General features: G+C 73.4%; 24 protein-coding genes and 1 pseudogene. 11 read left to right on the top strand and 14 right to left on the bottom strand.

Annotated features, from left to right (window positions below; translation table 11 throughout):
- Positions 1-86 precede the first annotated feature (86 nt).
- On the bottom strand, positions 87-1,301 hold the full coding sequence (locus tag ACZ45T_RS37460) for a Cmx/CmrA family chloramphenicol efflux MFS transporter (protein ID WP_468448647.1): 1,215 nt from the start codon (positions 1,299-1,301) through the stop codon (positions 87-89).
- Between the two features lie 72 nt (positions 1,302-1,373).
- Positions 1,374-2,066 (bottom strand): HD domain-containing protein, encoded by a 693-nt coding sequence (locus ACZ45T_RS37455; protein ID WP_468448643.1) that lies wholly within the window; start codon positions 2,064-2,066, stop codon positions 1,374-1,376.
- A gap of 109 nt (positions 2,067-2,175) precedes the next feature.
- Here ACZ45T_RS37455 and ACZ45T_RS37450 point away from each other — a divergent pair, with 109 nt between their 5' ends.
- The gene (locus ACZ45T_RS37450) at positions 2,176-2,871 is read left to right on the top strand and encodes a copper homeostasis protein CutC (RefSeq protein ID WP_468448641.1); all 696 of its coding nucleotides are present in this window, start codon (positions 2,176-2,178) and stop codon (positions 2,869-2,871) included.
- 289 nt (positions 2,872-3,160) lie between these two features.
- On the opposite strand, the gene ACZ45T_RS37445 is transcribed toward ACZ45T_RS37450, so the two are convergent.
- A complete protein-coding gene (locus ACZ45T_RS37445) occupies positions 3,161-5,140 on the bottom strand; it encodes a HelD family protein (RefSeq protein ID WP_468448645.1) in 1,980 nt (659 codons plus the stop codon).
- Positions 5,141-5,563: 423 nt separating this feature from the next.
- Here ACZ45T_RS37445 and ACZ45T_RS37440 point away from each other — a divergent pair, with 423 nt between their 5' ends.
- The gene (locus tag ACZ45T_RS37440) at positions 5,564-5,749 is read left to right on the top strand and encodes a hypothetical protein (RefSeq protein WP_468448639.1); all 186 of its coding nucleotides are present in this window, start codon (positions 5,564-5,566) and stop codon (positions 5,747-5,749) included.
- Positions 5,750-5,827: 78 nt separating this feature from the next.
- Positions 5,828-6,595, top strand: a complete 768-nt coding sequence (locus ACZ45T_RS37435; protein WP_468448637.1) for a glycosyltransferase family 87 protein — start codon at positions 5,828-5,830, stop codon at positions 6,593-6,595.
- Here the strand turns inward: ACZ45T_RS37435 and ACZ45T_RS37430 are convergent.
- Positions 6,553-8,196, bottom strand: a complete 1,644-nt coding sequence (locus ACZ45T_RS37430) for a DNA repair helicase XPB (protein WP_468448635.1) — start codon at positions 8,194-8,196, stop codon at positions 6,553-6,555. The genes ACZ45T_RS37435 and ACZ45T_RS37430 overlap by 43 nt on opposite strands.
- Positions 8,197-8,363: 167 nt before the next feature.
- Between ACZ45T_RS37430 and ACZ45T_RS37425 the strand changes: the two genes are divergently transcribed.
- Positions 8,364-8,825 carry an N-acetyltransferase gene (locus tag ACZ45T_RS37425; protein ID WP_468448633.1) on the top strand — a complete coding sequence of 154 codons (462 nt, stop codon included), beginning with the start codon at positions 8,364-8,366 and terminating at the stop codon, positions 8,823-8,825.
- On the opposite strand, the gene ACZ45T_RS37420 is transcribed toward ACZ45T_RS37425, so the two are convergent.
- A complete protein-coding gene (locus ACZ45T_RS37420; RefSeq protein ID WP_468448631.1) occupies positions 8,810-9,400 on the bottom strand; it encodes a DUF4291 domain-containing protein in 591 nt (196 codons plus the stop codon). The two genes, ACZ45T_RS37425 and ACZ45T_RS37420, sit on opposite strands and share 16 nt — an antisense overlap.
- 340 nt (positions 9,401-9,740) lie before the next feature.
- Positions 9,741-12,227, bottom strand: a complete 2,487-nt coding sequence (locus tag ACZ45T_RS37415; protein WP_468448629.1) for a helicase-associated domain-containing protein — start codon at positions 12,225-12,227, stop codon at positions 9,741-9,743.
- Between the two features lie 86 nt (positions 12,228-12,313).
- Between ACZ45T_RS37415 and ACZ45T_RS37410 the strand changes: the two genes are divergently transcribed.
- The 3 genes from ACZ45T_RS37410 to ACZ45T_RS37400 all read left to right on the top strand — a co-directional run bounded on the left by ACZ45T_RS37410 (position 12,314) and on the right by ACZ45T_RS37400 (position 15,503).
- Positions 12,314-13,303 carry a hypothetical protein gene (locus ACZ45T_RS37410; protein WP_468448627.1) on the top strand — a complete coding sequence of 330 codons (990 nt, stop codon included), beginning with the start codon at positions 12,314-12,316 and terminating at the stop codon, positions 13,301-13,303.
- 119 nt (positions 13,304-13,422) lie between these two features.
- A complete protein-coding gene (locus ACZ45T_RS37405) occupies positions 13,423-14,652 on the top strand; it encodes an RNA-guided endonuclease InsQ/TnpB family protein (protein ID WP_468448625.1) in 1,230 nt (409 codons plus the stop codon).
- Between the two features lie 236 nt (positions 14,653-14,888).
- On the top strand, positions 14,889-15,503 hold the full coding sequence (locus ACZ45T_RS37400; protein ID WP_468448623.1) for an HAD family hydrolase: 615 nt from the start codon (positions 14,889-14,891) through the stop codon (positions 15,501-15,503).
- A 17-nt stretch (positions 15,504-15,520) separates the two neighbouring features.
- On the opposite strand, the gene ACZ45T_RS37395 is transcribed toward ACZ45T_RS37400, so the two are convergent.
- Both ACZ45T_RS37395 and ACZ45T_RS37390 read right to left on the bottom strand, forming a co-directional pair.
- Positions 15,521-16,042, bottom strand: coding sequence for a hypothetical protein (locus ACZ45T_RS37395; RefSeq protein ID WP_468448621.1), 522 nt, complete (start codon positions 16,040-16,042; stop codon positions 15,521-15,523).
- 85 nt (positions 16,043-16,127) lie between these two features.
- Complete coding sequence (locus tag ACZ45T_RS37390; protein WP_468448619.1) at positions 16,128-16,379, bottom strand: hypothetical protein; 252 nt, start codon at positions 16,377-16,379, stop codon at positions 16,128-16,130.
- A 179-nt stretch (positions 16,380-16,558) separates the two neighbouring features.
- Between ACZ45T_RS37390 and ACZ45T_RS37385 the strand changes: the two genes are divergently transcribed.
- Complete coding sequence (locus ACZ45T_RS37385; RefSeq protein ID WP_069921358.1) at positions 16,559-16,942, top strand: cold-shock protein; 384 nt, start codon at positions 16,559-16,561, stop codon at positions 16,940-16,942.
- Between the two features lie 72 nt (positions 16,943-17,014).
- On the opposite strand, the gene ACZ45T_RS37380 is transcribed toward ACZ45T_RS37385, so the two are convergent.
- From ACZ45T_RS37380 to ACZ45T_RS37365, 4 genes are all read right to left on the bottom strand, one after another.
- The gene (locus ACZ45T_RS37380) at positions 17,015-17,872 is read right to left on the bottom strand and encodes a 1,4-dihydroxy-6-naphthoate synthase (RefSeq protein WP_468448617.1); all 858 of its coding nucleotides are present in this window, start codon (positions 17,870-17,872) and stop codon (positions 17,015-17,017) included.
- On the bottom strand, positions 17,859-18,584 hold the full coding sequence (locus tag ACZ45T_RS37375) for a futalosine hydrolase (protein WP_468448616.1): 726 nt from the start codon (positions 18,582-18,584) through the stop codon (positions 17,859-17,861). The genes ACZ45T_RS37380 and ACZ45T_RS37375 overlap by 14 nt, the downstream gene beginning before the upstream one ends.
- Before the next feature lie 13 nt (positions 18,585-18,597).
- The gene (locus tag ACZ45T_RS37370) at positions 18,598-19,086 is read right to left on the bottom strand and encodes a DUF2771 domain-containing protein (protein ID WP_468448615.1); all 489 of its coding nucleotides are present in this window, start codon (positions 19,084-19,086) and stop codon (positions 18,598-18,600) included.
- A 232-nt stretch (positions 19,087-19,318) separates the two neighbouring features.
- Positions 19,319-20,689, bottom strand: coding sequence for an MFS transporter (locus tag ACZ45T_RS37365; RefSeq protein WP_468448614.1), 1,371 nt, complete (start codon positions 20,687-20,689; stop codon positions 19,319-19,321).
- Between the two features lie 326 nt (positions 20,690-21,015).
- On the opposite strand from ACZ45T_RS37365, the gene ACZ45T_RS37360 reads away from it, so the two are divergent.
- The 3 genes from ACZ45T_RS37360 (at position 21,016) to ACZ45T_RS37350 (ending at position 23,849) form a co-directional block, all read left to right on the top strand.
- Complete coding sequence (locus ACZ45T_RS37360; protein WP_468448613.1) at positions 21,016-21,942, top strand: DUF3027 domain-containing protein; 927 nt, start codon at positions 21,016-21,018, stop codon at positions 21,940-21,942.
- A gap of 75 nt (positions 21,943-22,017) precedes the next feature.
- Positions 22,018-22,236, top strand: coding sequence for a hypothetical protein (locus ACZ45T_RS37355; protein ID WP_468448612.1), 219 nt, complete (start codon positions 22,018-22,020; stop codon positions 22,234-22,236).
- A 137-nt stretch (positions 22,237-22,373) separates the two neighbouring features.
- Complete coding sequence (locus tag ACZ45T_RS37350; protein WP_468448611.1) at positions 22,374-23,849, top strand: SPFH domain-containing protein; 1,476 nt, start codon at positions 22,374-22,376, stop codon at positions 23,847-23,849.
- A gap of 85 nt (positions 23,850-23,934) precedes the next feature.
- Here the strand turns inward: ACZ45T_RS37350 and ACZ45T_RS37345 are convergent, their stop codons facing one another.
- Together ACZ45T_RS37345 and ACZ45T_RS37340 are read right to left on the bottom strand one after the other, a co-directional pair.
- Complete coding sequence (locus tag ACZ45T_RS37345) at positions 23,935-26,211, bottom strand: S9 family peptidase (protein WP_468448610.1); 2,277 nt, start codon at positions 26,209-26,211, stop codon at positions 23,935-23,937.
- Positions 26,212-26,293: 82 nt separating this feature from the next.
- Positions 26,294-26,387, bottom strand: a pseudogene (locus ACZ45T_RS37340) (DUF4097 family beta strand repeat-containing protein); the annotation flags it as partial.

Raw genomic sequence — 26,387 nt, 5'->3', positions numbered from 1 at the left:
CATCTGGCACAACCGGGCCAGCGGAACACCGCTGACCAGGTCATTAATCGCCTACGACCACTGACCAAGACTTCGGACTTAATCGTCTAGGCCCGCGCCGGCTCCTGGGCCGCGGTGGCCTGGCCGGAGGCGACCACGCGGGTCGGGTGGGGGTTCGTACGGCGGTCCAGGCGGAGGGCCAGGGCCGTGAGGGCGATGGCGGTGAGGGTCATGGCGGCGCCCGCCCAGGCGGTGGCGGAGAAGCCGAGGCCCGCGTCGATGACCGTGCCGCCGAGCCAGGGGCCGCCGGTGTTGCCGAGGTTGAACGCGGCCGTGGTGGTGGCGCCGGCCAGGGTCGGGGCGGCGCCCGCCACGTTGAACATGCGGGCGTTGAGGGCGGGGGCGGTGAAGAAGGCCGAGACGCCGAGGAGGAAGGACAGGGCGACGGCCGCCACCTGGACGGACGCGAGGAGGGCGAGCGCCGTCAGGAAGACCGTCGAGGCGGTGATGCCCCAGATCATCACGCCGAACAGGTGCGCGTCCGCGACCCGGCCGCCGACGGTGGTGCCGACGAGCGCGCCGACGCCGAAGAGGGCGAGGATCCAGGGGACCCACTGCGAGTCGAGCCCGGCCACGTCCGTGAGCAGCGGCGACAGGTAGCTGAAGGCGCAGAAGACGCCGCCCGCGGCCAGTGCCGTGATGCCGATGGCGAGCCACACCTGGCGGTCGCGGTAGATGCGCAGCTCGCGCCCGAGGGAGGGCTTCTCGGTGGGCAGCGGGATCTTCGGGATCAGCGCCAGGATGCCGGCGAGGGCGATCGCGGAGGCCGCGCCGACCGACCAGAACGCGGAGCGCCAGCCCAGGTGCTCACCGAGGAAGGCGCCGGCGGGGACGCCGAGGACGTTGGCGATGGACAGTCCGCCGATCATGACGGCCATCGCGCGGGCCCGCTGGTCCTTGTCGACCATGGCGATGGCGACGGCCGCGCCGACGGCCCAGAAGCCGGCGCAGGCGAGGGCGGAGACCACGCGGGAGGCGAAGAGCAGCTCGTACGAGGGGGCCAGCGCGCCCGCGACCTGCCCGAGGCCGAAGAGGCTGATCAGCGCGATCAGGGTGGTGCGGCGCGGGAGGCGCAGGGTGGCCACGGCGAGCAGCGGGGCTCCGATGACCATGCCGATCGCGAAGGCGGATATGAGCAGGCCCGCCTGCGGGATGGTCACGTTCATGTCGTCGGCGATGGGCGGCAGCAGCCCGGAGAGCATGAATTCGCTGGTGCCGAGCGCGAAGACGGAGAGGCCGAGGACGTAGACGGCGACGGGCATGCGGGGGCGGCGTACGGCATCTGCGGGCATGACAGTCACCAACCATCGCGAACTCGATCAAATTCCCCGAGGTCAGGAAAGGCGTGAGAGCTCGGCGGCGAGGTTGGCCCGGGCCGGGGCCTCCCAGTGCGTGGTGCCGTAGGGCGTACGGAAGAGCCGCGGCAGGCCGAGCAGCTGGCGCAGGACGGCGGCGCGGCCGGTGCGGAAGGCGTCGTCGGGGACGAAGCCGTACTCGGCGCGGACGGCGGCGGCGTACGCGGCGTAGGCGTCCGGCGCCCCGGCCAGGACGGCCAGGTCGGCGTCGCACAGGGCCTCGCCGTTCGTGTCCCCGGGGGCGGGGTCGTGGGTGACGGTGAGCCGGACCAGGCGGGCCACCTCGGCGGTGCGGGCGGGGTCGATGCCCAGCTCGGGGAGGGCGCGCTCGGCCAGGGCGGCGCTGCGCTCCTCGTTCTCGGAGCGGTCGGGGCGGTAGACGGCGTCGTGGAACCAGGCCGCCAGCTCGACGGCGGCCGGGTCTTCGGCGTGCGGTGCCAGTACGTCGATCCGCGCGAGGACATCGGCCAGGTGCGCGGTGGTGTGGTAGCGGCGCTGCGGCTCCGCCCAGGCGGTGAGGAGCCGGTCGGCGTAGGGGGCGGGATCGCGGTCGGCGGGGGCGCCGGCGGCGGCGACGGTCGCCCGCCAACGGGCTTGGAGGGCCCGGGTGTCGGCGTCCGTGCCGGGGGCCTTGCCGGCGTCCGTGTCGGTGTGCGGGGTGCCTGTGTCCATGGGCACATTGTGGGGGTGGCGTGATTGTGCTGGTGAAGCGCGGGGGGAGGCCCGTACCCTGGATATTGGACTAGACCTATTTTTCATACCGGACAAAGGACGGCAACGAATGAGCAACCGTGCGCTCCTGGAGGTGATCGCCCTCGACGTGGAGGACGCGATCGCGGCCCAGGCCGGTGGGGCGGACCGACTGGAGCTGGTCACCGACATGGCCGCCGACGGGCTCACCCCGCCGCGCGAGACCTTCGCGGCGATCCGGGCCGCGGTCGACATCCCGCTGCGCGTGATGCTCCGCAAGTCCGACGGCTTCGCGGCGGGGGACGCGGGCGCCGTCTCCGCACTGGTTCGGGCGGCGCGGGAGCTGCGGGCGGAGGGGGCGCAGGAGTTCGTCCTCGGCTTCCTGAACCCGGACGGCAGCCCGGACCTGGCCGCCGTCGAGGCGGTACTGGCGGAGCTGGACGGGTGCGGCTGGACCTTCCACCGGGCGATCGACCGCGCGGCGGACCGGGACCAGCTGCGCAAGGCGCTGGCCGATCTGCCGGGGCTGGACACGTACCTGACGGCCGGGTCGGCGGCCGGGGTCGACGAGGGGCTGCCGGTGCTGTTGGCCGAGGCGGCGCGGCGGGGGGAGCCGGGGTACCGGGCGCGGATCCTGGTCGGCGGCGGCCTGACGCTTTCGCACCTGCCGGTGCTGCGCGGGGCGGGCATCGACGCGTTCCACATCGGCGGCGCGGCGAGGCCCTCCGGGTGGGGGCGGCCCGTCTCCGCGGCGGCCGTCGCGGAGTGGCGGGCGGCCCTGGCCTGACCGCGCGGGCCGGCCTCCGGGGGCTCCGCCCCCGGACCCCCGCGCCTCAAACGCCGGCGAGGCTGAAGACCGGGGCTCCGCCCCAGACCCCGCTCCTCAAACGCCGGAGGGGCTGAAGACCGGGGCTCCGCCCCGAACCCCCGCGCCTCAAACGCCGGCGAGGCTGAATTTGGCCGGCGTCAGCCTGCAAGTGTGCGCAGCGGCAAAATCCAGCCCCGCCGGCGTTTGAGGCGCGGGGGTTCGGGGGCAGCGCCCCCGACAACGGCGCCGCAGGGCATTGCAGGTCAGGTCACGCCAGCGCGGGCGGCAAGGCCGCGGCGTGCAGCAGCGTCAGGCCCGAGACCGCGCGGGTGAGGCAGACGTACAGGCGGCGCAGGCCCGTGCGTTCGTCCGGCTCGCCGTCGACGATCGCCGCGGGCTCGTCCAGGACCACGTAGTCGTACTCCAGGCCCTTGGCGAGGGAGGCCGGGACCAGGGTCAGCCGGGACTCCGCCGTCGTCTCCTCGCCCGGCGAGAGGTACGCCAGCCCGGCCGCCCGCAGGGCATCCGCCAGCACCGGGATGCGCGCGTCCGCCGCGATCAGGCCGATCGAGCCCTCGTGGGCGAAGGAGTCGCGGCAGGCCGCCAGCACCGACTCCGTCAGATCCGCGGCGGACGTCGCCGAGATCCGCAGCGAGCCCGGCGTCTCACGCACCGAGGAGACCGGCGCCAGCCCCGGGGAGATCGCCGGCAGCAGGCGGGAGGCGTACGCGATCACCTCGCGCGGCACGCGGAAGCCCGCCGTCAGCTCCTCCAGCACCGCCTGCGGCTTGCCCAGGTGCGCCAAGGCCTCGTCCCAGCTGCGCGTGGCCCACGGGGTGGTGCCCTGCGCGAGGTCGCCCAGTACCGTCGCCGAGCCCGTCGTGCAGCGCCGCCCCACCGCCCGGTACTGCATCGGCGACAGGTCCTGCGCCTCGTCGAGGACCACGTGGCCCAGCGAATGCGTCCGCTCCACCAGGTCGGCCGCCTCGTCGATCAGGACCAGGTCCGCCGCCGACCACTTCGCCGACTTCACGCTCCGGAAGGGCTTGGACCACAGCAGGAGCTTCTGCTCGTCGTCGGAGAGGAGGCCGTCCGCATGGGCGGCCAGGAAATCGGGGTCGGACAGCAGCCGCAGCACCAGCTTCGACGGGTCGACCGGCGGCCAGATCTCCTTCACCGCCGCCTTCACCGCCGCATTGCGGGCCACCGCGTCCTGCACCCGGTCGTCCGGGGCCTCGCCCGCCTGTTCCATCCGTACGAGCACCGCGTGCGCGATCCGCTGCGGCAGCGCATCGCGGGCGGCGCCGTAGCGGATGTCGCGGACCTGGAGCTCCTCGACCATCTCGGCCAGCTCGTACGCGGGCACCCGCCAGCGGCGCGAACCGCGCACCACCATCAGCGGCTCGGTGGGCGCCGTCACGTGCGAGCGGACCGCGCGGCGCAGCACCTCCGCCATCCGGGCGTCGCCCTTGACCACGGCGGTTTCGGCGGCGTCCGCGCCGCGTACCTCCAGGCCCTCGCGGGCGACCAGGTCGTCGACGGTGGCCTGCTTGACCTCCAGCTCGCCTAGGGCGGGCAGGACCTGCTCGATGTAGTGCAGGAAGGAACGGTTCGGCCCGATGACGAGCGTGCCCGTGCGGGCGAGGCGGTCGCGGTGCGCGTACAGCAGGTACGCGACCCGGTGCAGGCCGACCGCCGTCTTCCCGGTGCCGGGGCCGCCCTGCACGCAGACGGAACCGGACAGGCCGGAGCGGACGATCTCGTCCTGCTCGGGCTGGATCGTCGCGACGATGTCCCGCATGGGGCCGACGCGCGGACGCTCGATCTCCTGCTGGAGCAGCTTGCTGACGGCGGCGGCCTCGGAGGGGTCGGAGAGGTGCTCGTCCTCGTACGCCGTCAGCTCGCCGCCGGTGTAGCCGAAGCGGCGGCGCAGCGCGATGTCCTGCGGGTCGGTCTTGGAGGCCCGGTAGAACGGCTGGGAGACGGGCGCGCGCCAGTCGATGACCATCGGGTCGCCGTCGGCGTCGTGGACATGGCGGCGGCCGATGTAGAACTGCTCGCCCTCCGCCCCCTCGGCGAGCTCCGCGCCGGGGGCGTGCAGGTAGTTCAGGCGGCCGAAGAAGAGCGGGGTGTGGGCGAGGTCGGCGAGCGCTTTGATGCGGTCGTCGATCTGCGCCCGCAGGACGATCGCGTTGACCCAGTTCGCTGTGACGTCGCGGATGTCGAGGGCCTCGACGTCCTCGCGCATGGCGCGCAGGGCGGAGCGCGAGGAGGTCAGGTGGGCCCGCTCGCGGGCGAGCGGGTCGGTGTGGCTGTCGGTGTCGGTGTCGGGGGCGTGCGCGGGCACGGAACTGCCTCCAGCTGCTGGGTGCGGAACAGATGGCCCGCCGGTTACCGGCCGGTGGGCGGCTCTCCCCGGTGAGGCGGCGGGAGGCGGCAAGAGCGGAGATTCTAGCCATCGGGGCGGCGGCGCGCGAATGAATTCCGAACGGATCAGGGGGCCCTGAAGTCCCTTCTGTCCGGGACCTCCGAACGGGTGTCATACCTCCGGGTGTGATACCTGGGGCAGAGCCACTAGGGGGTGGCATGCGCCGGGAGGAGGAGGCGGGAGGCCTTGAGGTTCCGCCCGCAGAGCGATGTGATCGGCGGGGCGCAAACGCACCATGGATTCATGAGCACCGCAACCTTCACCCCGATCCAGGGCGGCCGCCCTCGCGGCGCCACCGCCATCTCCGACTCCCGTCCCGGCCACGGCTTCGGCGGCGTGCTGCGCGCGGCCAAGGTGTTCGCGGCGGCCGCCGTGAGCGTCGTCGTGCTGGGCGAATACGCGGAGGACGCCGGCGTCATACGCCGGTGACCGCCTGACCGCCTGACCGCCCGCCCGCCGACTGTGCGAGCCGCGCGGCGAGTTGAATGATCCACTAGGGTCACGCGCGTGACCCGGAGTCCCGCCCCCAGCCGCTCGCCGTCGTTCCTCACCTGCGTGCCGGTGACGGGCGCGCTGCTCGTGCTGGGCGTGCTCTGCATCGCCCTGCGCATCCCGGTGGCCGACGCCCTCGTCCACGGTTTCTCCGCCGCCGAGTGGCACCCGCCCGCCGCGTACCCGCCGTTCGCGGCGATCCTGTTCACACCGGCCGCCTGGCTGCCGACCGGCGTGCTGAAGGCCGTCCTCGTCATCGGCAACGCCGGCCTGCTCGCCCTGCTGATCACGCTGTCCTGCCGCCTCGCGGGACTCCCGCCCAGGCCCGGACCCGTCCTGGCCGCGACCATCGCCGGGCTGTGGCTGGAGCCCCTGCTCCAGGCCCCGCTGCCGGGCCAGATCAACGTGACCCTCGCCTGCCTGGTCCTGTGGGACCTCGGGCGTCCCGGTTCCGCCCTCGGCAAGGGCTTCGCGCTGGGCGTCGCCGCCGGGATCACACTGATCCCGGCGGCGATCGCCGCATACCTGCTGCTGACCCGCCGCGTCCGGGCCGGGCTGACGGCACTGGCCGCCTTCGCCGCCACCGCCCTGCTCGGCCTGCTGGTCCTCCCGGAGGCCTCCGCCGAGTTCTGGACCCGCCACCTCCCCGCCGCCGGCCGCGCCCTGCTGCTGGACTGGCCGACCCTGTGGGTCTGGTGCGTCCCGCTGCTGGCGGTCCTGATCGCCCGGGGAACGGGCCGTCAGTCGCTCGCCAGCAGCTCGTCCGCGTCCATGATCCGGTAGGCGTAGCCCTGCTCGGCGAGGAAGCGCTGGCGGTGCGCCGCGAAGTCCTGGTCGATGGTGTCGCGCGCGACGACCGAGTAGAACCGCGCCTCGTGGCCGTCCGCCTTCGGGCGCAGCACGCGGCCCAGGCGCTGGGCCTCCTCCTGGCGGGAGCCGAAGGTGCCCGACACCTGGATGGCGACCGTGGCCTCCGGCAGGTCGATGGAGAAGTTCGCGACCTTCGACACGACCAGCACGCTGATCTCGCCCTCGCGGAAGGCGTTGAAGAGCTTCTCGCGCTGCGCGTTGGAGGTCTCGCCCTTGATGACCGGGGCGTCCAGGTGCTCGCCGAGCTCGTCGAGCTGGTCGATGTACTGCCCGATCACGAGGGTCTGCTCGCCCTGGTGCTTGCGTACCAGGGCCTCCGTGACCTTCCGCTTCGTCGCCGTCGTCGCGCAGAAGCGGTACTTCTCCTCCGTCTCGGCGGTCGCGTACGCGAGCCGCTCCGTCTCGGTGAGGTTCACGCGGACCTCCACGCAGTCCGCCGGCGCGATGTAGCCCTGCGCCTCGATCTCCTTCCACGGGGCGTCGAACCGCTTCGGGCCGATCAGGGAGAACACGTCCGACTCGCGGCCGTCCTCACGCACCAGGGTCGCGGTCAGCCCGAGGCGGCGCCGCGCCTGGAGGTCGGCGGTGAACTTGAAGACCGGCGCGGGCAGCAGGTGCACCTCGTCGTAGACGATCAGGCCCCAGTCCCGGGAGTCGAAGAGCTCCAGGTGCGGGTAGACGCCCTTCCGCTTGGTGGTGAGGACCTGGTACGTGGCGATGGTGACCGGGCGGATCTCCTTGCGGGTGCCGGAGTACTCGCCGATCTCCTCCTCCGTCAGCGAGGTCCGCTTGACCAGCTCGTGCTTCCACTGGCGGGCCGAGACGGTGTTCGTCACCAGGATCAGCGTGGTCGCCTTGGCCATCGCCATGGCACCGGCGCCGACCAGCGTCTTGCCGGCGCCGCAGGGCAGCACGACCACACCGGAACCGCCGTGCCAGAAGCCCTCCACGGCCTGCTGCTGGTACGGCCGCAGCGCCCAGCCGTCCTCGGCCAGCTCGATCGGGTGCGCCTCGCCGTCCACGTAACCGGCGAGGTCCTCGGCCGGCCAGCCCAGCTTCAGCAGCGTCTGCTTGATCTGCCCGCGCTCGGAGGGGTGCACGGCCACGGTGTCGGCGTCGAGCCGCGCACCGACGAGCGGGGTGACCCGCTTGGAGCGCAGGATCTCCTCCAGCACGGGCCGGTCGGTGCTGGTCAGCACCAGGCCGTGCACGGGGTGCTTGGAGAGGGTGAGGCGGCCGTAGCGCGCCATGGTCTCGGCGACGTCGACGAGCAGCGCGTGCGGGACCGGGTAGCGGGAGAACTCGACGAGCGCGTCGACGACCTGCTCGGCGTCGTGCCCGGCGGCCCGGGCGTTCCACAGGCCGAGCGGGGTGATCCGGTAGGTGTGGATGTGCTCCGGAGCCCGCTCCAGCTCGGCGAAGGGGGCGATGGCGCGCCGCGCGGCTCCGGCGAGCTCGTGGTCGACCTCGAGAAGGAGGGTTTTGTCGCTCTGGACGATGAGAGGCCCGTTCACGCACGTCCCTTTCCGGCGGTGAGACGGCCACCCGGGCGCGGGCGGCCAAACCTCCAGTCTGCCGTATCGCTGCGCGGGCGGGGTGGTTCTGGCCGTCGGGGCCGTCGGGGCCGTCGGCTGGTGGGAAAGCCGGTGACGCCGGGGGAGGGGGTACGTAGGGTCCGGGCATGAGTGAAGATCGGCAGTCTTTTGTGCCCGACGGCTTCCAGGTGCCGCGCGCGTTCGTCGCGGACGGCTTTCGGCTGGAGCCGCTCGGGGAGCAGCACAACGAGCGGGACCACGCCGCGTGGAGCTCGGACATCGCGCACGTCCGGGCCACTCCGGGGTTCGGACGGGCATGGCCGCCGCTGGAGGGCATGTCCCTGGAGGCCAATCTGGCCGACCTCGTCCGGCACGCGCAGGACTTCGAGGCCCGGACCGGATTCACGTACAGCGTGCTCGACGGCGACGAGGTCATCGGCTGCCTGTACATCTACCCCGCCAAGGAGGACCCCGGGCGCGTGCAGGTCAGCTCCTGGGTGCGGGGCGACCGGGCGGGGTTGGACGGGCCCGTGTACGAGACCGTCGGCCGCTGGCTCCGCGAGGTGTGGCCCTTCGAGGGCGAGCGGATCGACTACGCGCCAAGGTGAGGCAACGGGCCCGAGGGGTACGGGGTTTCCTCGGGGAGCAGGGCGCGCGCGGCCGCGTCCTCGCCGGCGCGGATCAGGCCGTGGATCTCCCGGGCCAGCGGGGTGACGTCGCGGATGGAGACGGTCCACTCGTCGGCGTACGCCCGCGAGGCGGGCCCGGACAGGCCGAGCTGGAGCGAGCGGTGGGGCAGCGGGTTCAGGTGCAGGTCGCGCTCCGGGTCCCACTGGACGCGGGCGGGCGCCTCGCGCAGGGACTCCTTCCAGGCGGCCTGGTCGGGGTGCGTGTGCGGCTCGTAGTGGGAGAGGCAGGCCTCGCGGAGGGCCTGGTCGAAGCCGGCGCGGGTGATCTCGACGGCGAGGACGGTCTCCTGGTCGGTCTTCGTGCCCCAGCCGCAGCGGTACATCATCCACAGGAACGAGGGCTTGATCCACGTCATGCGGTCGCGCTTCCAGGCGGGCGGGAAGCGGTTGTCGCGGGCCGCGGGGTCCCCTAGGCGGGGGGCGTAGGCCTGGTAGACGGTGAGGGTGGTGGGGGTGTGCGCGGCGCGGATCTGGCGGGCGGGTCGGTCTGGCATGCGCCAAGGGTGCGGGGTGCTGGGCGCGGGCCGCCAGCCGTTTTCCCTGCTGGTGCGGCGCGGCGCCGTTGCTGGGGCTCCGCCCCAGACCCTCCCCCAGACTCCGTCCGGGGGTACCCCCACGCCTCAAACGCCGGCGGGGCTGGATTTGCGCGGCGCCGTTGCCGGGGGCGCTGCCCCCGGGCCCCCGCGCCTCAAACGCCGGCGGGGCTGAAGTTGGTGCGGCGGGGCTGCGGATGGTGGCGGGCGAAAGACCGGGGCTCCGCCCCAGACCCCGCGCCTCAAACGCCGGCGGGGCTGAATTTGGTGCGGCGGGGCTGGATTGGCGCCGGACACCCTCTTAAACCTGGTCCTCCGCCAGTTCGGCCACGCCCGTGATGCGGTGGAGGGCGTACGTGCGGACCTCGTCCGCCGTGTGGTCGTAGCCCGTCACGAAGCCGCCCTCCACGCGGACCGGGGCGATGACCCGCTGGCTGGCCGCGCCGTCCGCGTTGACGTAGCCGATCCAGACCGCCGAGCCCGTCAGGGCGGCCGCCTGGACCGTGGCCAGGGTCTCCGCCGCGCTCGTGCGCGGGAGTTCGCCCGGGACGGCCGCCGCGGACGTGGGTTCCTTGCGGACCGCCGTCGCCGCCACGTCGCCCGCGCGGATGGCCCGTACGGCCGCCCCCAGCAGCGTCCCGTCCGGCACCGGCGGGCCGTCCGGGACCGGTACGGGGGCCGAGCGCGCCGGGGCGCGGTGGGTGTTGGCCCGGGTCACCAGGACGTCGCCGGTACGGGACTCCGCGGCCGGCGCGTAGCCCATCGCGCGCAGCCCGTCGAGGAGGGCGGTGGGTTCGGCCTGGGCGGCCAGGACGGTGGGGGCGAGGCGGCGCAGGCCCAGGCCGGCCGAGCGCTTGTCGGCCAGGATCTCGCCCAGCATCGCGTCGTCGTCGCAGCGTACGTACGAGGACGCGGCGCCGACCCGCAGGTGGCCGTGGCGGCGGGCCACGTCGTCGATGAGGTAGGTGAGGGGCTGCGGGACGGGGGTGCGGCTGTGCTCCTTCAGGAACGCGTGCAGGTCGGCGGCGGCATGCCCGGCGTCCAGGGCCCGGCGGACCGAGCCGGGCGTGAACCGGTACACCGTGGCCCCACCCTTCGACTCCACGTCCGCGAGTACCGCGAGGGTGTCGCCGAGCGGGCGGCGCAGCGGGCCGGGCGCCACCGCCGTCAGGTCGGCCTGCAGGAGGACGTGGTCCACCGGCTCGGGGAGGAGCGGGGCCAGCAGGGGCGCCGGGTCTTCGTGGGCGAGCAGGGCGCGGCCCGGCCCGGACAGGGCGCCGCGGCCGGTCACGCCGAGGACCTCCGCCTCGGCCAGCGCCCAGTGCGCGAGGCGGGCGCGCAGATCGCTCGTACCGCGTACGGGACGCTCCCACGCGAGCCGGGCGAGGACCGCGTCCGGGTCGGCGGAGGCGCCCTCGGGCAGGGCGGCGAGGAGTTCGAGGACGCGCCGGCGCACTTCGGGGGCGGCGGAGCGGTCGAGTTCGGGGCCGAGCGTCGAGAGCGTGCGCCCCTTGGAGTCCTGCTCGCCGACCAGACCGGCCGTGCGGGTGGCGGGGAGCCAGGCGGTCACGAGCACCGACCACCGCTCGGGCGGCGGCAGTTCGCACCAGTCGTCGAAGGCGGGGGTGGGCGCGTACCGCTCGTCCGCCTCCCCGTCACTGGCCAGCAGCCCGGCCGCGTAGGCGAGTTCGATCCAGAACGCCGCCTGCGGCTCCGTCACGTCGAGCGTGGCCGCGGCGCGCTTCAGGTCCCGTACGGACAGTCCGCCCGCCCGCAGCACCGGCGGGCCGGTGTGCTCCCAGGACTTCACCAGCTCCTCGACGGTGGACAGCGCGGCCAGCGCCTGCCCGGCGGCGTTCGCGTCCACAGCCTGTGGACGGTGCTCGCGGTGCGCGGGCACCGGCGGAGGCACCGGCGCCGTGTCCCGGTGCGCGAGTCCGCCGCGCAGGTGCAGCGCCACCTCGCGGGGCAGTACGACGGTCCGCGCCGAGGCGGGCAGCAGCAGCCCGCGGTCCCGCAGCCAGCGCACCGGCGGGGTCGGGTTCGGGGTCACCTCCCCGTACGGCGGCCCCCACACGAGCCGGCCCAGCACCTGGTGGGCCTCCGCCGGGGCCTCGTCGAGCAGCGCCGACATCCGCTCCTGGTCGGTGAACAGCCCGATCAGCGCGGTCACCGCGGACACCGGGTCATGGGTGGCGGGCAGCCCGGCGGCCGCCACGATCTCCTGGACGCGGGTCGGCGACATGCCCGCCGTGGCCTCGGCGACGGTGGGCCCGAGCCCGGTCGGGGACGGCCGCTGCGCGGAGGGTGCGAGCAGCTCGCGGGCGGTGCGGACCAGACGCAGCCGGTCCTCGTCGCCCCACACCAGGGCCTGGTCGCGCAGGGTGTCCAGGGCCCGCGGGAGGGCGGCGCGGGCCCGCTCGTCCTCGCCGCCGGTGAGCAGCGACTCCAGCACGGGGTACGGGCACGGGTCCGGGGCCACGGCCAGGGCCTCCGCGGTCTGCAGCGTGAACCGGTCCAGGCGCTCCAGCGCCCGCACCACCGAGGCCCGGGTCCCGGCGCGGGTGGCCAGCTGGGTCACATCGCCGGGCACCGGGCTGAGCAGGTCCGGGCGGGCGTGCAGCAGCGTGGACAGTGCCGCGTCGTCGCGGGCGCGCAGCGCCTCGGCGAGGGAGCGCGGGGCGCTGCCGCCGCCGGACGCGCCGGATCCGCCGGATCCTCCCGCAGTGCTTGCCTCGGGCACAGTCGCCTCCTGGTCGCGTCGGCCGGTCAGTCGGCCGGTCCCCATCCGGTCAACGGTATCCGCTGCGCCCGCAGCAGCTCCACGGGCGCACGCGCTACCTTCGGTGCGGGGCGTACGGGAGGAGCGTGGGCGTGGGGATCGAGAGCGACCATCTGGTCTACGAATATCTGAGCCGCGTCGGGGACTTGGCGCAGCAGCGGCAGCTTTCCTCCGGGGACCGGATGCGGCTGGTGGCGGGGCTGCGGGACGAGATCGACCGTCGGCGCGCCAAGTACGACCCGGACACCCCGGCTGCCGTACGGCGCATCCTGGAGCGGATCGGCTCGCCGGAGGACGTGCTGGACACGCTCGGCGGCCGTTCGGTGCCGGCGGCCGGGGCCGCGGCCGCGGCTACGGCGGTTCCGGGCGTGCCGGCGCAGCGGGGACCGGCGGGGCCCGAGAACGTGCCGCCGCACCTGGCCGGGCTGGACGAACTCGGGCCGTCCGGTGGGGCGGAGCCGGACTGGTGGCGGGTTTCCCCCGCCGCGTACGGGGCGGGGCCGCAGGTGGAGGGCTTCGCGGGCGGCATCGAGATGCCGGAGCTCTTCAAGGCGGGGCCGGAGGAGGACGAGGAGGCGCAGTCGCCGCCGTCGCCGTCGCCGTCTCCGTCGTCCGGGGCGGGGGAGGGCCGCGGGCGGAGCCTCGTACGGTTCCTGCGCGAGCGGCGGCGCGCGAAGAAGGCGGCGGCGGCGGGTGCGGCTGCGGCCGAGCCGGGTGCGGGTGCCGGTGCCGGTGCCGGTGTGGCTCGGCCGCGGCCGAACGCCTTTCTGCTGCTGGCCGCGGCCGTGCTCGTGGTGGGCATGGTCAGCGGGTACTGGCTGCTGCTCGTCGTGGGCTGGCTCCTGCCGTACGCGTCGCGCGTGCTGGCTCCGGCGGAGCGCAAGTGGGCCGTCTTCGGCCCGCCCGGCGTGGTCCTCGCGGGGGCGGCGGTGTGGCTGTGGGGCCGCATGAACGGCAAGTGGGGTGCGACCCTGGCCGACGACCAGCTGAGCGGGGCGATGCACGGGATGTGGCCGTGGGTCCTGCGGGGCGCTGCGCTGGCGTCCGTGCTGTACCTGGTGTGGCGGGCCCGCCGCCGGTAACGGGGCAGTCCGGTGTTGGGGCTCAGGGACGGCCGGTCGGCGTGGGTGGTCGGTCACCCGTTCGGGTGGGGTGTCGGGGTTCTGGGGAGCGAAGCAGGCTTGGGCTCTAGGTTGGCGTCATGACGGCAACGGCGGGGTTCGGGGAGGGCGGGCGCGCCCGGTACACCTTCCGGCTGCGCGTGTCGTCTACCGCCCGCGCTGCCTTGTTGGCTGAGTGGGACCGGTGCAGGTGGGTGTGGAACGAGTGCGTGGCCAAGTCCAAGCAGGTCCACACCGTCAACCGGAACCGCCTGGAGGGCGCGGATAGGCTGACGTGCGGCCCGGCGCAGCTCGACAAGATGCTGACCGGAGCCAGGTCTGCGACGGCATGGCTGCGCGAGGGCAGCAGTGTTCCTCAGCAGCAGATCATCCGGGATTTCGCCAAGTCTCGTGCGAAGGCACTCAAGGACATCAAGGTCCGTCGCCCGATGCGGCAGCGGGCGGGGATGCCCCGGCTAAAGAAGAAGCGCGGGGCCGACCCGAGTCTGAACTACACGCGGCAGGGTTTCCGGATCAAGAACGGTCGGCTGCATCTGGCGGGCGGGATCGTTGTGACGATCGTTTGGTCGCGCGACCTTCCGGCCGACCCGTCGTCGGTTCGTGTGTCTCGGGACGGTCTCGGGCACTGGTACGCCTCCTTTGTCGTGCCCACGGCGGTTGAGTCGCTGTCTGCCACCGGCCAGGCGATCGGGATCGACTGGGGCGTGAGGGAGACCGCGACCACCACCAGCGATGTACACGACCTTCCCCATCCGGAGCACGGCAGGAAGGCCGCCGCCAAGCTGGCGCACTACCAGCGGCAGATGGCACGCCGCGAACGCCCGAAGAACAAGTCGCAGTCCAAGGGCTACCGCAGGGCGCAGCGGCAGGTAGCGAAGCTGCACAAGAAGGTCGCCCGGCAGCGGCAGGACACTGCCCGTAAGTGGGCCAAGAAGGTCGTCCGCGACCACGACCACATGGCGGTGGAGGACTTCCGCCCGAAGTTCCTCGCGAAGTCCACCATGGCCAAGAAGGCTGCTGACGCCGCCATCGGCGCAACCAAGCAGGCACTGATCGAGATGGGCCGCAAGCACGGCCGCGCCGTGCACCTGGTCCACCCCGCGCACACCACGATGGACTGCGCGCATTGCGGAGCGAGAGCCAAGCACGCACTGCCGCTGGGAATGCGCACCTACACCTGTACCGCGTGCGGAACCGCGTCTCCCCGGGACAAGAACTCCGCCCACGTCATGCTCAAAAGGGCGGGTCTGAGCCCTGCTGACGCCGAGAGCAGAAGACCTCCTGGACCGCCGGTCCGGAAGGCGGCTTGAGTCAGAAATCCCACCAACAGAAGTCGGAATCCCCCGGCTTCAGCCAAGGGAGCAGTCAAATCGTGTCTCTCATCCCTGTCCTCATCGGCGGCAGGCCCGGCGTCACGGCCGGTCCGCGCAGCAGGGGAAGACATGTCACCTATTTCATGAACTATTAAGGCGGCCCTCAGCGTACGTTCCCCCGCTGTAGGCCTGGAGTCAGCCTGCCGTCCGACCGCCTCGGCACAATGACGGGTATGAATCTCACCGTCGGCTTCGACCTCGACATGACCCTCATCGACTCGCGCCCGGGCATCAAGGCCTCCTACCTGGCGCTGTCGGCCGAAACGGGCACGTTCATCGACGCCGACATGGCGATCACCCGGCTGGGTCCGCCGCTGGACGAGGAGCTCGCCCACTGGTTCCCGGAGGCCGAGATCCCGGCCATGGCCGACCGCTACCGGGAGATCTACCGCACGCACGCCATCGAGCCGACCCCGGCGATGCCGGGCGCCCGCGAGGCGATCGAGGCCGTCCAGGCGCTCGGCGGCCGCGCGATCGTCGTCACGGCCAAGCACGAGCCCAACGCCGTCCTGCACCTGAAGCACCTGGGCATCGAGGCGGACGCGGTCATCGGCTGGCTGTGGGCGGAGGCCAAGGCCGGTGCGCTGCGCGAGTACGGGGCGCAGGTCTACGTCGGCGACCACGTGGGCGACGTACGCGGCGCCCGTACGGCCGGTGCGCTGTCGGTGGTCGTGCCGACCGGCCCCTGCCCGGAGCCGGAACTGCGTGCGGCGGGCGCGGACGTGGTCCTGCCGGACCTCACCTCGCTGCCGCAGTGGCTCGCGGAGTACGTCGCCGCACAGCCGTAGCTCTTGGCGCGCAGCTCTTAGCTCTTGTCCTTCCGGCCGGGCAGCTCGACGGCCTTGAGGATGCGCTCCCGTGTGCGCTTCCTGCGTACGGGAGCGGCCCAGGCGAGCTGCATCGTGTCGGGGCGGGCGAGTACACCGCCGGTCCGCGGGTCGCCGCACCACCACACCGTGCCGTCGGGGCCGGGGGTGTAGAGGTCGTGGCGAGCCGTGTGCACCTGGATCTGCAGGGCGTGGAGCTCGCCGGTGCGGGCGTCCACGAGGACGACGCCGAGCCGGTTCTGCTTGCGGCGGTGCGGGACGGGGACGGCGACACAGGCGTGCCAGGGGGCGCTCTCCAGCTGTCGCGTGAGCCGGAGGGTGAGGACCTCGACGGCCACGGCGAGGGCGAATCCGAAGAGGGCCAAGGCGAGGAACCCCCTCACCGCGAAGGAGAGCGGGAACAGGACGAGGGCCACGGCGAGTCCGCCGAAGCTCAATGCCCTCGCCTGCCGCCGGTGAGCGGCCAGGGCGGTCGCGGTGCCCGGGTGGGCCGCTGCCATGCCATCAGGTGCCTGCACGTCTGTCCCCCGTTGCCGTGCCCCCCGGTCGGGGGCGGAGCCCGAGCCTAGCCGCGCCCGGCGCGCCTCACGCCTGTGAGGACCGGGCCGCCTTGCGCTGCGCCGCGGCCGAGCGGAGCACGCCCGCCGCGGAGATGGCGAAGCCGACGCCCATGAGCATGCACACGGCCCACGCGTAGGACGGGAACGGGTCGATGTCGAGGAACAGCGGAGCCATGGTCGCCAGCGTGGCCACGGCCCCGGCGATGAACACGATGCCGCCGGCCTTGACCAGCCCGTCGCCGGGCCGCGCTTCGTCGCTATGAGGAGTAACAGTCACCCGACCAGGGTAGTTGCCTGGCCGAAGGCAGCCGACGGTGAAGGACCGGGGAACGTCTTGTCACCCGGCCCCTGACCATTAGCCTTGAGGTGGCGGGTCACACATGGCCCGCTGCGCTGTTGTCCGGAGCCGTTCCACGGAACTCCGGCCCCCGACGAGCACAAGGACAGAGGACGGACGTGCCTACCGGCAAGGTCAAGTGGTTCAACAGTGAGAAGGGCTTCGGCTTTCTCTCCCGCGACGACGGCGGCGACGTCTTCGTCCACTCGTCGGTGCTCCCTGCCGGGGTCGATTCCCTCAAGCCCGGCCAGCGCGTCGAGTTCGGTGTCGTCGCCGGCCAGCGCGGTGACCAGGCACTTTCGGTGACGGTATTGGACCCGGCGCCGTCCGTCGCGGCGGCGCAGCGGCGCAAGCCCGACGAGCTCGCCTCGATCGTGCAGGACCTCACGACCCTGCTGGAGAACATCACTCCGATCCTGGAGCGGGGCCGCTACCCCGACAAAGTGCACGGCACGAAGATCGCCGGTCTGCTGCGTGCGGTGGCCGACCAGCTCGACGTCTGACCCGTCATGCACACCCGCGCCCCGCCACTCGAAAGAGCGGCGGGGCGCAGTGGTGTCCGGGCCCGGAAGGGCCTACGGGAAGCTGAGCGCGCCGGGCGCGATGGCCGGTACCAGACCCTCGGCCGCCGCGCGCGTCAGCAGCCCGCGCACCGCCGCGTAGCCGGAGTCGCCGAGGTCGGCGGTGAACTCGTTCACGTAGAGCCCGATGTGCTGGTCGGCGACGGCCGGGTCGAGCTCCTGCGCGTGGGCGCGTACGTACGGGCGGGAGGCCTCCGGGTCGTCCCAGGCCATCCGGACCGACGTACGGGCCGACTCGGCCAGCGCGCGCAGCCGGTGCGCGCCCAGTGAGCGCTTGGCGATGATCGCGCCGAGCGGGATCGGCAGGCCGGTCGTGGACTCCCAGTGCTCGCCCATGTCGGCCAGGCAGTGCAGCCCGTAGTCCTGATAGGTGAACCGGGCCTCGTGGATGACCAGTCCGGCGTCCACCCGGCCGTCGCGGACCGCCGGCATGATCTCGTGGAACGGCAGCACGACCACCTTGCCGACGCCCTCCGGCAGGACGTCCGCGGCCCACAGCCGGAACAGCAGGTAGGCGGTGGAGCGTTCGCTCGGCACGGCGACCGTCTTGCCGGCGAGGTCGAGTCCCGCCTCGCGGGTCAGTACGAGCGGTCCGCAGCCGCGCCCCAGCGCCCCGCCGCAGGGCAGCAGCGCGTACTCCTCCAGCACCCAGGGCAGGACGGCGTACGAGACCTTCAGCACGTCCAGCTCGCCGCGCTCGGCCATGCCGTTGGTGAGGTCGATGTCGGCGAAGGTGACGTCGAGTTCGGGCGCGCCGGGGACCCGGCCGTGCGCCCAGGCGTCGAAGACGAAGGTGTCGTTGGGGCAGGGCGAGTAGGCGATCTTCAGCGGTTCGTGGTTACCGGTGCTCATGGCGTTCTCCCCAGTTCGCGAGTACGGGCCCCAGCGCGCGGAAGCCGTCGGCGAGCGCCGCGAGCGCGTCCCCGATCCGCCAGGCGGCACGGTCACGCGGGCCCACGGCGTTGGACACGGCGCGGATCTCCAGTACGGGCAGCCCGTGCGCGGCGGCCGCCTCCGCGACCCCGAAACCCTCCATGGCCTCGGCCCCGGCCAGCGGGTGGCGGGCGGTGAGCTCGGCGGTGCGGGCGGCGCTGCCGGTGACGGTGGAGACGGTCAGCACGGGCGCGAGCAGTGCCCCGGTCGCCTCGGCGGCGCGGGCGGCGAGTTCGGCGGGCGGCAGGTGCACGCTGTGCCCGAAGCCGAGTGCCTGGACGTCGAGGAAGCCCTCGGGGGTGTCGGCACCCAGGTCGGCGGCGACGATCGCGTCGGCGACCACGAGGGAGCCGAGCGGGGCGGCGGGCGCGAACCCGCCGCCGATGCCGGCGGAGACGACGAGCGAGTAGTCGGCGAGGGCCAGGGCGGTGGCGGTGCCGGCGGCGGCCGCCGCCGGCCCGACGCCCGCGACGAGCACGTCGAGGGCGATGCCCGGGAGGTCCCGGCGGTGGACGAGGTAGCCGCCGGGAAGCGTGCGCGGCTCAGGACCGGGGGTGTCCGGATGAGGTGTCAGGCCGGTGGTGACGGAGTCTGCCTCCGCCGCCACCGCGGTCACGACGAGCGCGCGCACCGGGCTGGCCCGGTTACTTGAGCTTGAGGTTGAAGGTCCAGACGGCGAGCGGCTTGCCGTCCTCGCCGATCTGGAGGAACGCCAGCTTCTTCGAGGCCGGGGCCTCGCCCTGGCCGCCGGTCGCGAAAACGTCGGCGCCCGGGAAGCTGCGGTAGGTGTTCGACGAGGGCTCGGTGATCGGCTGGCCGTCCAGGACCGCCGACCACCGCTTGCCGTCTTCGACGACCTCCGGCTCGACACCGAGACGCAGCGTGTCACCGCGCGCGTAGTCGATGGTCTTGGCGTCCTTGAGGTTGGTGAGGCACTCCTGGACCTTGTCCATGGAGAGCGGTTCCTTGCCGTCGTGGCAGGACGCTTCGGCGGACACCGACGAGGTGCCGACCGTCACGGTCGCCAGCGGTGTCGGCTTGTCGCAGGCGGAGAGGAGGAGGAGGCCGGCGGACACGGCTCCGAGGGCCGCGACGCTGCGGCGGGCCCTACCCGAGAAAAGCGGTGCGGTCATGAGCCGAAGGCTATCGGGCCCCTGGGCTGCGCCGCTGCATGGGGTCCCGCTGGCCTGCAGCGCGCCGTTGCCGGGGCGCTGCCCCGGACCCTCCCCCAGACTCCGTCCGGGGGTACCCCCACGCCTCAAACGCCGGCGGGGCTGGAACATCCAGCCCGCCCGGCGTTTGAGGGCACGGGCGCGAAGCGCACGTACGGGGCGCAGCCCCGGCAACGGCGCCGCAGGCAACCGGCTACGCCACCCGCGGCCGGGAGGCTCCTTGGCGGTGGCGGGGCGCTGCCAGGACACCGCGTAGGGCCATCGTCGTGCCGAGGGCCACGACGACCGCGGCCACCGACATGCCCAGGACGCCGTTCAGCGGCAGGGCGATGCCGATCGCGCCGCCCAGCACCCACGCCACCTGGAGCAGCGTCTCCGAACGGGCGAAGGCCGACGTGCGCACCGCCTCCGGGACGTCCCGCTGGATCATCGCGTCCAGCGAGAGCTTCGCGAGGGCCTGGCAGAAGCCCGCCGTGGCGCCCAGCACGGCCATGAACACCCCGCTGAAGAACACCGCCGCCAGCACCGCCACCCCCAGCGTCAGGCACAGCACCGACGCGATGATGGCCTCCGGCGCCCGGGCCCGCAGCCATGCGCCCACCGCCGTGCCGCACGCGTTGCCGACGCCCGCCGACACGCCGACGATGCCCAGTGACACGGCCGCGCTCTGCCCCGCCAGGGGATGCTCGCGCAGCAGGAACGCCAGGAAGAAGATCAGGAACCCGGACAGCCCGCGCATCGAGGCGTTCGCGAGCAGCCCGCACAGCACGGACCGGCTGACCGTCCGCAGCCCCGGCCGCTTCGAGTGCGCCTCGTGCGTGGACAGCCGCGCCCGGCGCTCGCCCTTCGCCTCGTCCACCTTGTGCGGCAGCGTGAACGCGGCGAAGGCACCGCACGCGAAGATCAGGCAGGCCCCGTACAGCGGCCACTGCGGCCCGATCGCGTTCAGCCCGGCACCCAGCGGCGCGGCCACGCCCGTGGCCAGCAGGCCGGCCAGCGTGACCCGGGAGTTCGCCTTGACGAGTGAGAATTTCGGCGGCAGCAGCCGGGGCACCACGGCGCTGCGCACCACCCCGTACGACTTGGACGCCACCAGCACGCCCAGCGCCGCGGGATACAGCTGGAGCCCGCCCGTGGCCACCGCGCCCGACATCATCAGCGCCAGCAGCGCCCGGGCCAGCATCGCGGCCGCCATCGAGGCCCGGCGGCCGTGCGGCAGCCGGTCCAGGAGCGGACCGATCACCGGGGCCAGCAGGGTGAAGGGGGCCATCGTGATCGCCAGGTACAGGGCCACCCGGCCGCGCGCCTCGTCCGTGGGAACGGAGAAGAACACCGTCGAGGCCAGCGCCACCGTGATCATCATGTCGCCGGCGCCGTTGATGGCGTGCAGCTCGATCAGCTTGCCGAGACCCGACTCACCGGCCCCGTGCGCGTGCGTGGCCCGCCGGATTCCCCGGGCCGTACCGGTGAAGGGCGAGTGCAGGGCACGCCCCAGGGCCCGGCCGGCCCGCCTGGCCGGTCCCGAGCCGTCGTCGGACGACCGTACGGGTGCCACACTCGACATAGTGCCCCACCCGGCCCTCTCCAGCGCCTCCCGGCGCGTCGCGGAGGCGCCGGCTGTCCGCGAATCGGACCTTGCATGTGTGCCCGAGGCTTAAGAGGAGGTAGCGTGCGTAGCGCGCCACCGGCGGTTGCTCCTGGCCGCGCGCCTCTTCGTGATCCCGCAGAATGGATTGCATAAAGGTGCGCCCGGAGTCCGATCGGGTGCGGACGTCGACGCGGCCCTCTGGTCCGCTCCGCCCGCACCACGCACGGACAGCACCGACGGGTCGTTGTGGACGACAGTACGGACGGCGCACACGTGAGACGGCGTAGGAGAGAACGAGACCAGTGAGTGCTGCGACGACGCGAAGCCGTACCCCGCGTACCCCCGACCGCCTGTGCGTCGAGGCGGTAGAACTCGCCCGCTCGGCGGCCGAGGAGGCCGCCTTCCCCGGAGTGGTGGGATCGCACGTCTCCGCCGTCGCGGAGGGCGACCGGGTCGTCACCCACTTCTTCGAGTGCAAGGAACCCGGCTACCGGGGCTGGCGCTGGGCCGTCACCGTGACCCGTGCCTCCCGCGCGAAGAACGTCACGCTCGACGAAACGGTGCTGCTGCCCGGCGACGACGCGCTGCTGGCCCCCGAGTGGGTGCCGTGGAGCGAGCGGCTGCGCCCCGGCGACATGGGCCCGGGCGACCTGCTGCCCACCGACGCCGAGGACCTGCGGCTGGAGCCGGGCTGGTCGGGTGAGGACACCCCGCCGCCGAACTCGGTGGTCTCCACCGAGATGGCCGAACTGGTCGAGGCCGAGGACGCCGACGTCACCGACCGCACGGTGGTCCCGGTCCGCGGCTCCATCACCTCCGTCGCCGAGGAACTCGGCATGCGGCGCGCCCGGGTGCTGTCCCGGTACGGGCTGCACAGCGCGGCCGACCGCTGGGACGAGTCCTTCGGCGCGAAGACCCCGATGGCGCAGGCCGCGCCCGCCTCGTGCGTGTCCTGCGGCTTCCTCGTCGCGATCGGCGGCTCGCTGGGCCAGGCCTTCGGTGTGTGCGCGAACGAGTTCAGCCCGGCCGACGGCCGCCTGGTGTCGCTGTCCTACGGCTGCGGCGGGCACTCGGAGGCCGCGGTCATGCCGGCGCCGCTGCGGCCGGCGCCGCCGGTGCTCGACTCGATGGCCTCGGACGAGTTCACCCTGCGGCCGGCCACCGCGGTCGCGGACACCGGCTCGGTCCCGGTCACGGACCTCGAAGCCCCGGATCTCGGCCACTCGTAGCCGCGCCGCCGTTGCCGGGGGCTCTGCCCCCGGACCCCCGCGCCTCAAACGCCGGCGGGGCTATATTTCAGCTCCATGGGGGACACGGACATGGTGGGAATGACCGGCCGGGTGACCGGGACGGTCGGGCCGGGACTGGTGGGCGAGGTCATCGTACGGATCCGGGGCGGGGCGGAGCACTTCCTCGCCCACCCGGTCACGGGGACCGGCCGGCTGGCCGTCGGGACGGTGGTGACGGTCGTGGAGTACCTGCCGCCGCGCACGGTGTACGTGATGGCCGCCTACGACAACTGAGCCCGCGCGGGCCCCCGCGCCACCTGCACGTATCAAGATGGCGACAAGAGCACGTCCGCGTCTTCACGCCGGGCTGCGGCAGGCGCAGACTCGCCCTCATCGGTGCCGAACGGCACCGACATAAGGGGGCGTTGCCGATGACTATCGGCGTCGTGGCGGGAATCGTTCTCGTCGCAATCACGGCCGTGATCGGCCTGTTCAAGCTCATGTGGCGGGTGGCCGAACCGAACGAGGCGCTCGTCATCTCCGGTTCCACGCACAAGACCGAGGGTCTCGGTCAGGGCATGGGGTTCCGGATCGTCACCGGGCGCGGAACGCTCGTACTGCCGGGGGTGCAAGCGGTACGGAAACTGTCCCTGGACCTCAACGAGACGCAGCTGTCGGTGGACTGCGTCACCCACCAGGGCATCCCGCTGCGGGTGAAGGGCGTGGTGATCTTCAAGGTCGGCGACGACCTCGTGTCGATCGCCAACGCGGCCCGCCGCTTCCTGGACCAGCAGAAGATGATGCCGGAGCGGGTGCACATCGTCTTCGCGGGCCATCTGCGGTCCATCGTGGGCGGGTTGACGGTCGAGGACATGATCCGGGACCGGGAGAAGCTGACCGGGCAGACCCGGATGGCCTGCGGCACCGAGATGGAGAAGCTCGGCCTGATCGTCGACTCGCTGCAGATCCACGAGATCGAGGACCCGACCGGCTACATCAAGAACCTGGCGATGCCGCACGCGGCGGCCGTGCAGCGCGACGCGCGGATCGCGCAGGCCGAGGCGAACCGGCTGGCCACGGAGGCCGAACAGGCCGCCTTCGCCCGGATGGCGGAGGCCACGCGGGACAGCGAGATCCTCCAGGCCGGCTACCAGGCCGAGCGGGACAAGGCGGCGGCGACCGCCCGCCAGGCCGGCCCGCTGTCGGAGGCTGCCGCCCGCCAGGAAGTCGTCGTCCAGGAGACCCGGGTCGCGGAGCTGGAGGCGCACCGGCGGGAGCAGCAGCTCCAGGCGGACGTACGCAAGCCCGCGGACGCGGCGGCGTACGAGACGCGGACCCGGGCGGAGGCGGAGCGCGACGCCCGGATCTCGGCGGCCCAGGCGAAGGCGAAGGAGACGGAGCTCGCCGCGGCCGCGGAGGCCACGCGGGTGACGACGGCGGCGACGGCCGACGCGAAGGCGACGGAGGCACGCGGCCTGGCCTCGGCGACGGCCACCCGGGCGACGGGTGAGGCGGAGGCGGCGGCGACGCAGGCGCGGGGCCTCGCGGAGGCGGAGTCGGCGAAGGCGCGCGGGCTGGCCGAGGCGGAAGCGATCAAGGCGCGGGCCGCGGCGCTGGCGGAGAACCAGGAGGCGGTGGTCGCGCAGCAGCTGGCCGAGAACTGGCCGGCGATCGTGGAGGCCGGCGCGGGCGCCTTCGGGAACGTGGAGCACATGGTCCTGCTGAACGGGGCGGAGGGCATGTCGGAGATGTTCGCCAAGGCCCTGACGATGGGCGGCACGGGACTCGGTGTGGCCCGCCAGCTGCTGGCGTCGATGGCTCACCAGGCCCCTGGCTCCGCGGGTGGCTCCGCGGGTGGCTCCGCCGGTTCGGCGGTCAACGGGCACATTCCGATCCGCGAGGAGTGACCACCGGGGCCCGGGGGCTCTGCCCCCGGACCCCCGCGCCTCAAACGCCGGCGAGGCTGGATGGCCTCGCCGGCGGGGCCGGGTGTTAGGCGAACATCTCGCCCAGCAGCTCGGGGCCGATGGGGATGGCGGCGGGGCGGTAGGCGGGGGGCTGTGTGCCCATCAGTTCGCGCACCAGGAAGTCCCAGCTGCGCGTGCGGACGTAGGCCAGGCAGTCGATGAACGTGTGCTCGGCCCCGGGCACGATCAGCAGGTCGAAGTCCTTGCCGGCGGCGACGAGACGGTCGGCCAGTCGCAGCGTGTGGTGCGGGTGGACCTGGTCGTCCATCTCGCCGTGGATCAGGAGCAGCTTGCCCGCCAGGCGGTCCGCGAGGTCGAGGTTGGAGGTGCGGGCCCAGGCCTCGGGGTTGTCCGCGCCGTCGTAGGTCTCCACGAAGCCCAGGTTGAAGCAGCGGGCGTCGTGCGAGCCCGAGAGGGCGACTCCGGCCTTGTACACCTCGGGGAAGTCCAGCATCGCCCGCACGGTGGCGAACCCGCCTCCGGAGTGGCCGAACGCGCCCACCCGGTCCAGGTCCATCCACGGCCGGGTCGCGGCCAGCTGCCGCAGCGCCGCGACATGGTCGGCCAGGCAGCCGGCGTCGGCCATCCGGCCGTAGGAGGCGTCGTGGAAGGACTTGCTCCGCCCGGGGGTGCCCCGCCCGTCCAGCGCCACCACGACGAAGCCCAGTGCCGCGAGGGGTTCCGCGTCGAGGCCCATTCCGCCGGGGTCGAAGCACGGGGCGACCCGGTCGAGCTGCGGGCCGGGGTAGAGGTTGTCCACCACCGGGTAGCGCCGGGCGGGGTCGAACCCGCGCGGCCGGTACAGCACCCCGTAGATGTCCGTCACCCCGTCGGCCGCCTTGACGCGGAACCGTTCCGGCGGCGTCCAGCCGGTGGCGGCGAGCTTGCTCGTGTCGGCGCGCTCCAGCTCGACCAGAACCCGCCCGGCCCAGTCACGGACCGTCGTCACCGGCGGGGTGTCGACCGTGGACGCGGAGTCGATGAAGAACTCCTGGTGGTCCGGCAGGGTGACGACGTGGTCCAGCTCGTCGTCCGTGACCTTGACGAAGCCGGAGCCGTCCAGAGCGACCCGGCACACCGTGCGCCGGTACGGATCCTCGTCGACCAGCCCGGAGGCGGTGAAGTACACCACCCGCTCGGCCTCGTCGACTTGCAGGATCTGCCGCACCGCCCACTGCCCGGAGGTGACCTGCCCGAGGAGCGCGCCGGTGCGCAGGTCGTACCGGTGCAGGTGGCCCCAGCCGTCCCGCTGCGAGTACCACAGCACCTCGTCGGCCAGCACCCGCACGATCGGCGGCTCGTACATCCACTGGTTGGGCTCCACACGGGTGGTCCCGGTCTCGCTGAGCACCGTGGTGACCTCGCCGGTGGTGGGGTCCAGCCGGTGCAGGGTGAGCGTGCGCAGGTCGCGGGGCCGGGCGAGGTAGTAGACCGCCGAGCCGTCCGGGGCCCACCACGCCCACTTGGTCGTGATCGGCGACAACTGCGGCATGAGCAGCGGCTCGGCCTGCGCGCGGACCACCGTGCCCTCGGCGACGTCCAGCACGACCAGCTCGGCCTGCGGCATGTGCTCGTCCCCGGGGTGGGCGTACCGCTGGGTGTGCAGGCGGGGCGCGCCGCCGTCGGCGGGCCCGGCCTCCACGAGGTGGGTCCGGCGGACCTCGCGCTCGTCGGTCCGGTGCGCCAGCACCTTCGTCGAGTCGGGCGACCAGGCCACCGCGGGCGGCAGGTGCGGCAGGCCTATCTTGCGCAGCAGGGTGCCGTTGCTCGTGCAGTCCGGGCCGGAGCCGTACCCGTGGTCGGGCTCGCCGTCGGTGGTCAGCGCCCACTCGCGGCCGTCGGACAGCGAGCGCGCCCACAGGTCGTGCCCCCGCTGGGACACCGCGACCTTGTTGTCGGGGGACGGCACGTCCAGCGGGCTGCCCGGCGGCGTGAACTCGGCCTGCTCGCAGGCGTAACCGTCCAGGCGGCAGCGCCAGTACGCGCCGAACGCGCCGAACTCCACGGCGTTCCCCGCCAGTTCGATGGCCGTGAACGGCAAGGCCTCGGGGTCGACCTGCTGCCCGGAGGCGGCGGCCAGCGCGGCGGCGAGCAGGCCGTGGTCGAAGGCCGGCTCGCGGGTGCCCGCCGCCGGGTCGACCAGCACGAACCGCCTGCCGACGCCATTGCTCACGGCGTACCAGAAGCGGGCGCCTCCGTCGATCCACTGCGGCCTGACCTTGTCGCCGACGACGAGCTCGCCGGGGCGGGCGGGCCGGCGCAGGAGCTGCTCCGCGGCCTGGTAGTCCTGAGTGGTGCTCATTCTTTTCGTCCTTCCTCAGTGTGGGTTTCAGGAGGGCTGGGGCGCGGGCGCCGGCCGTGTCGTCGGTGGTGACGGGTGATGCTCAGAGGCTGCGGGCGGTGATGTCGCCGTAGGCGGTGGTGGCGTGGATGTTGAGGCCGGCGGTGCCTTCGGTGTTCATGAGGGCGTTGTGGATG

Source organism: Streptomyces sp. NPDC030995, from assembly GCF_055571215.1.
Note: the sequence above shows the minus strand (reverse complement) of the source record. Positions and strands in the feature narration are given on the sequence as shown.

Coding starts and splice junctions, on each gene's coding strand:
- ACZ45T_RS37445 (WP_468448645.1), bottom strand. CDS start 5,140: ATGCGCGAGGACGTCGAGGCCCTCGACATCCGCGACGTCACAGCGAAC.
- ACZ45T_RS37450 (WP_468448641.1), top strand. CDS start 2,176: ATGAGCAACCGTGCGCTCCTGGAGGTGATCGCCCTCGACGTGGAGGAC.
- ACZ45T_RS37405 (WP_468448625.1), top strand. CDS start 13,423: ATGACGGCAACGGCGGGGTTCGGGGAGGGCGGGCGCGCCCGGTACACC.
- ACZ45T_RS37400 (WP_468448623.1), top strand. CDS start 14,889: ATGAATCTCACCGTCGGCTTCGACCTCGACATGACCCTCATCGACTCG.
- ACZ45T_RS37350 (WP_468448611.1), top strand. CDS start 22,374: ATGACTATCGGCGTCGTGGCGGGAATCGTTCTCGTCGCAATCACGGCC.
- ACZ45T_RS37425 (WP_468448633.1), top strand. CDS start 8,364: ATGAGTGAAGATCGGCAGTCTTTTGTGCCCGACGGCTTCCAGGTGCCG.
- ACZ45T_RS37420 (WP_468448631.1), bottom strand. CDS start 9,400: ATGCCAGACCGACCCGCCCGCCAGATCCGCGCCGCGCACACCCCCACC.
- ACZ45T_RS37365 (WP_468448614.1), bottom strand. CDS start 20,689: ATGTCGAGTGTGGCACCCGTACGGTCGTCCGACGACGGCTCGGGACCG.
- ACZ45T_RS37440 (WP_468448639.1), top strand. CDS start 5,564: ATGAGCACCGCAACCTTCACCCCGATCCAGGGCGGCCGCCCTCGCGGC.
- ACZ45T_RS37415 (WP_468448629.1), bottom strand. CDS start 12,227: ATGGGGACCGGCCGACTGACCGGCCGACGCGACCAGGAGGCGACTGTG.
- ACZ45T_RS37395 (WP_468448621.1), bottom strand. CDS start 16,042: ATGGCAGCGGCCCACCCGGGCACCGCGACCGCCCTGGCCGCTCACCGG.
- ACZ45T_RS37460 (WP_468448647.1), bottom strand. CDS start 1,301: ATGCCCGTCGCCGTCTACGTCCTCGGCCTCTCCGTCTTCGCGCTCGGC.
- ACZ45T_RS37370 (WP_468448615.1), bottom strand. CDS start 19,086: ATGACCGCACCGCTTTTCTCGGGTAGGGCCCGCCGCAGCGTCGCGGCC.
- ACZ45T_RS37380 (WP_468448617.1), bottom strand. CDS start 17,872: ATGAGCACCGGTAACCACGAACCGCTGAAGATCGCCTACTCGCCCTGC.
- ACZ45T_RS37355 (WP_468448612.1), top strand. CDS start 22,018: ATGGGGGACACGGACATGGTGGGAATGACCGGCCGGGTGACCGGGACG.
- ACZ45T_RS37345 (WP_468448610.1), bottom strand. CDS start 26,211: ATGAGCACCACTCAGGACTACCAGGCCGCGGAGCAGCTCCTGCGCCGG.
- ACZ45T_RS37455 (WP_468448643.1), bottom strand. CDS start 2,066: ATGGACACAGGCACCCCGCACACCGACACGGACGCCGGCAAGGCCCCC.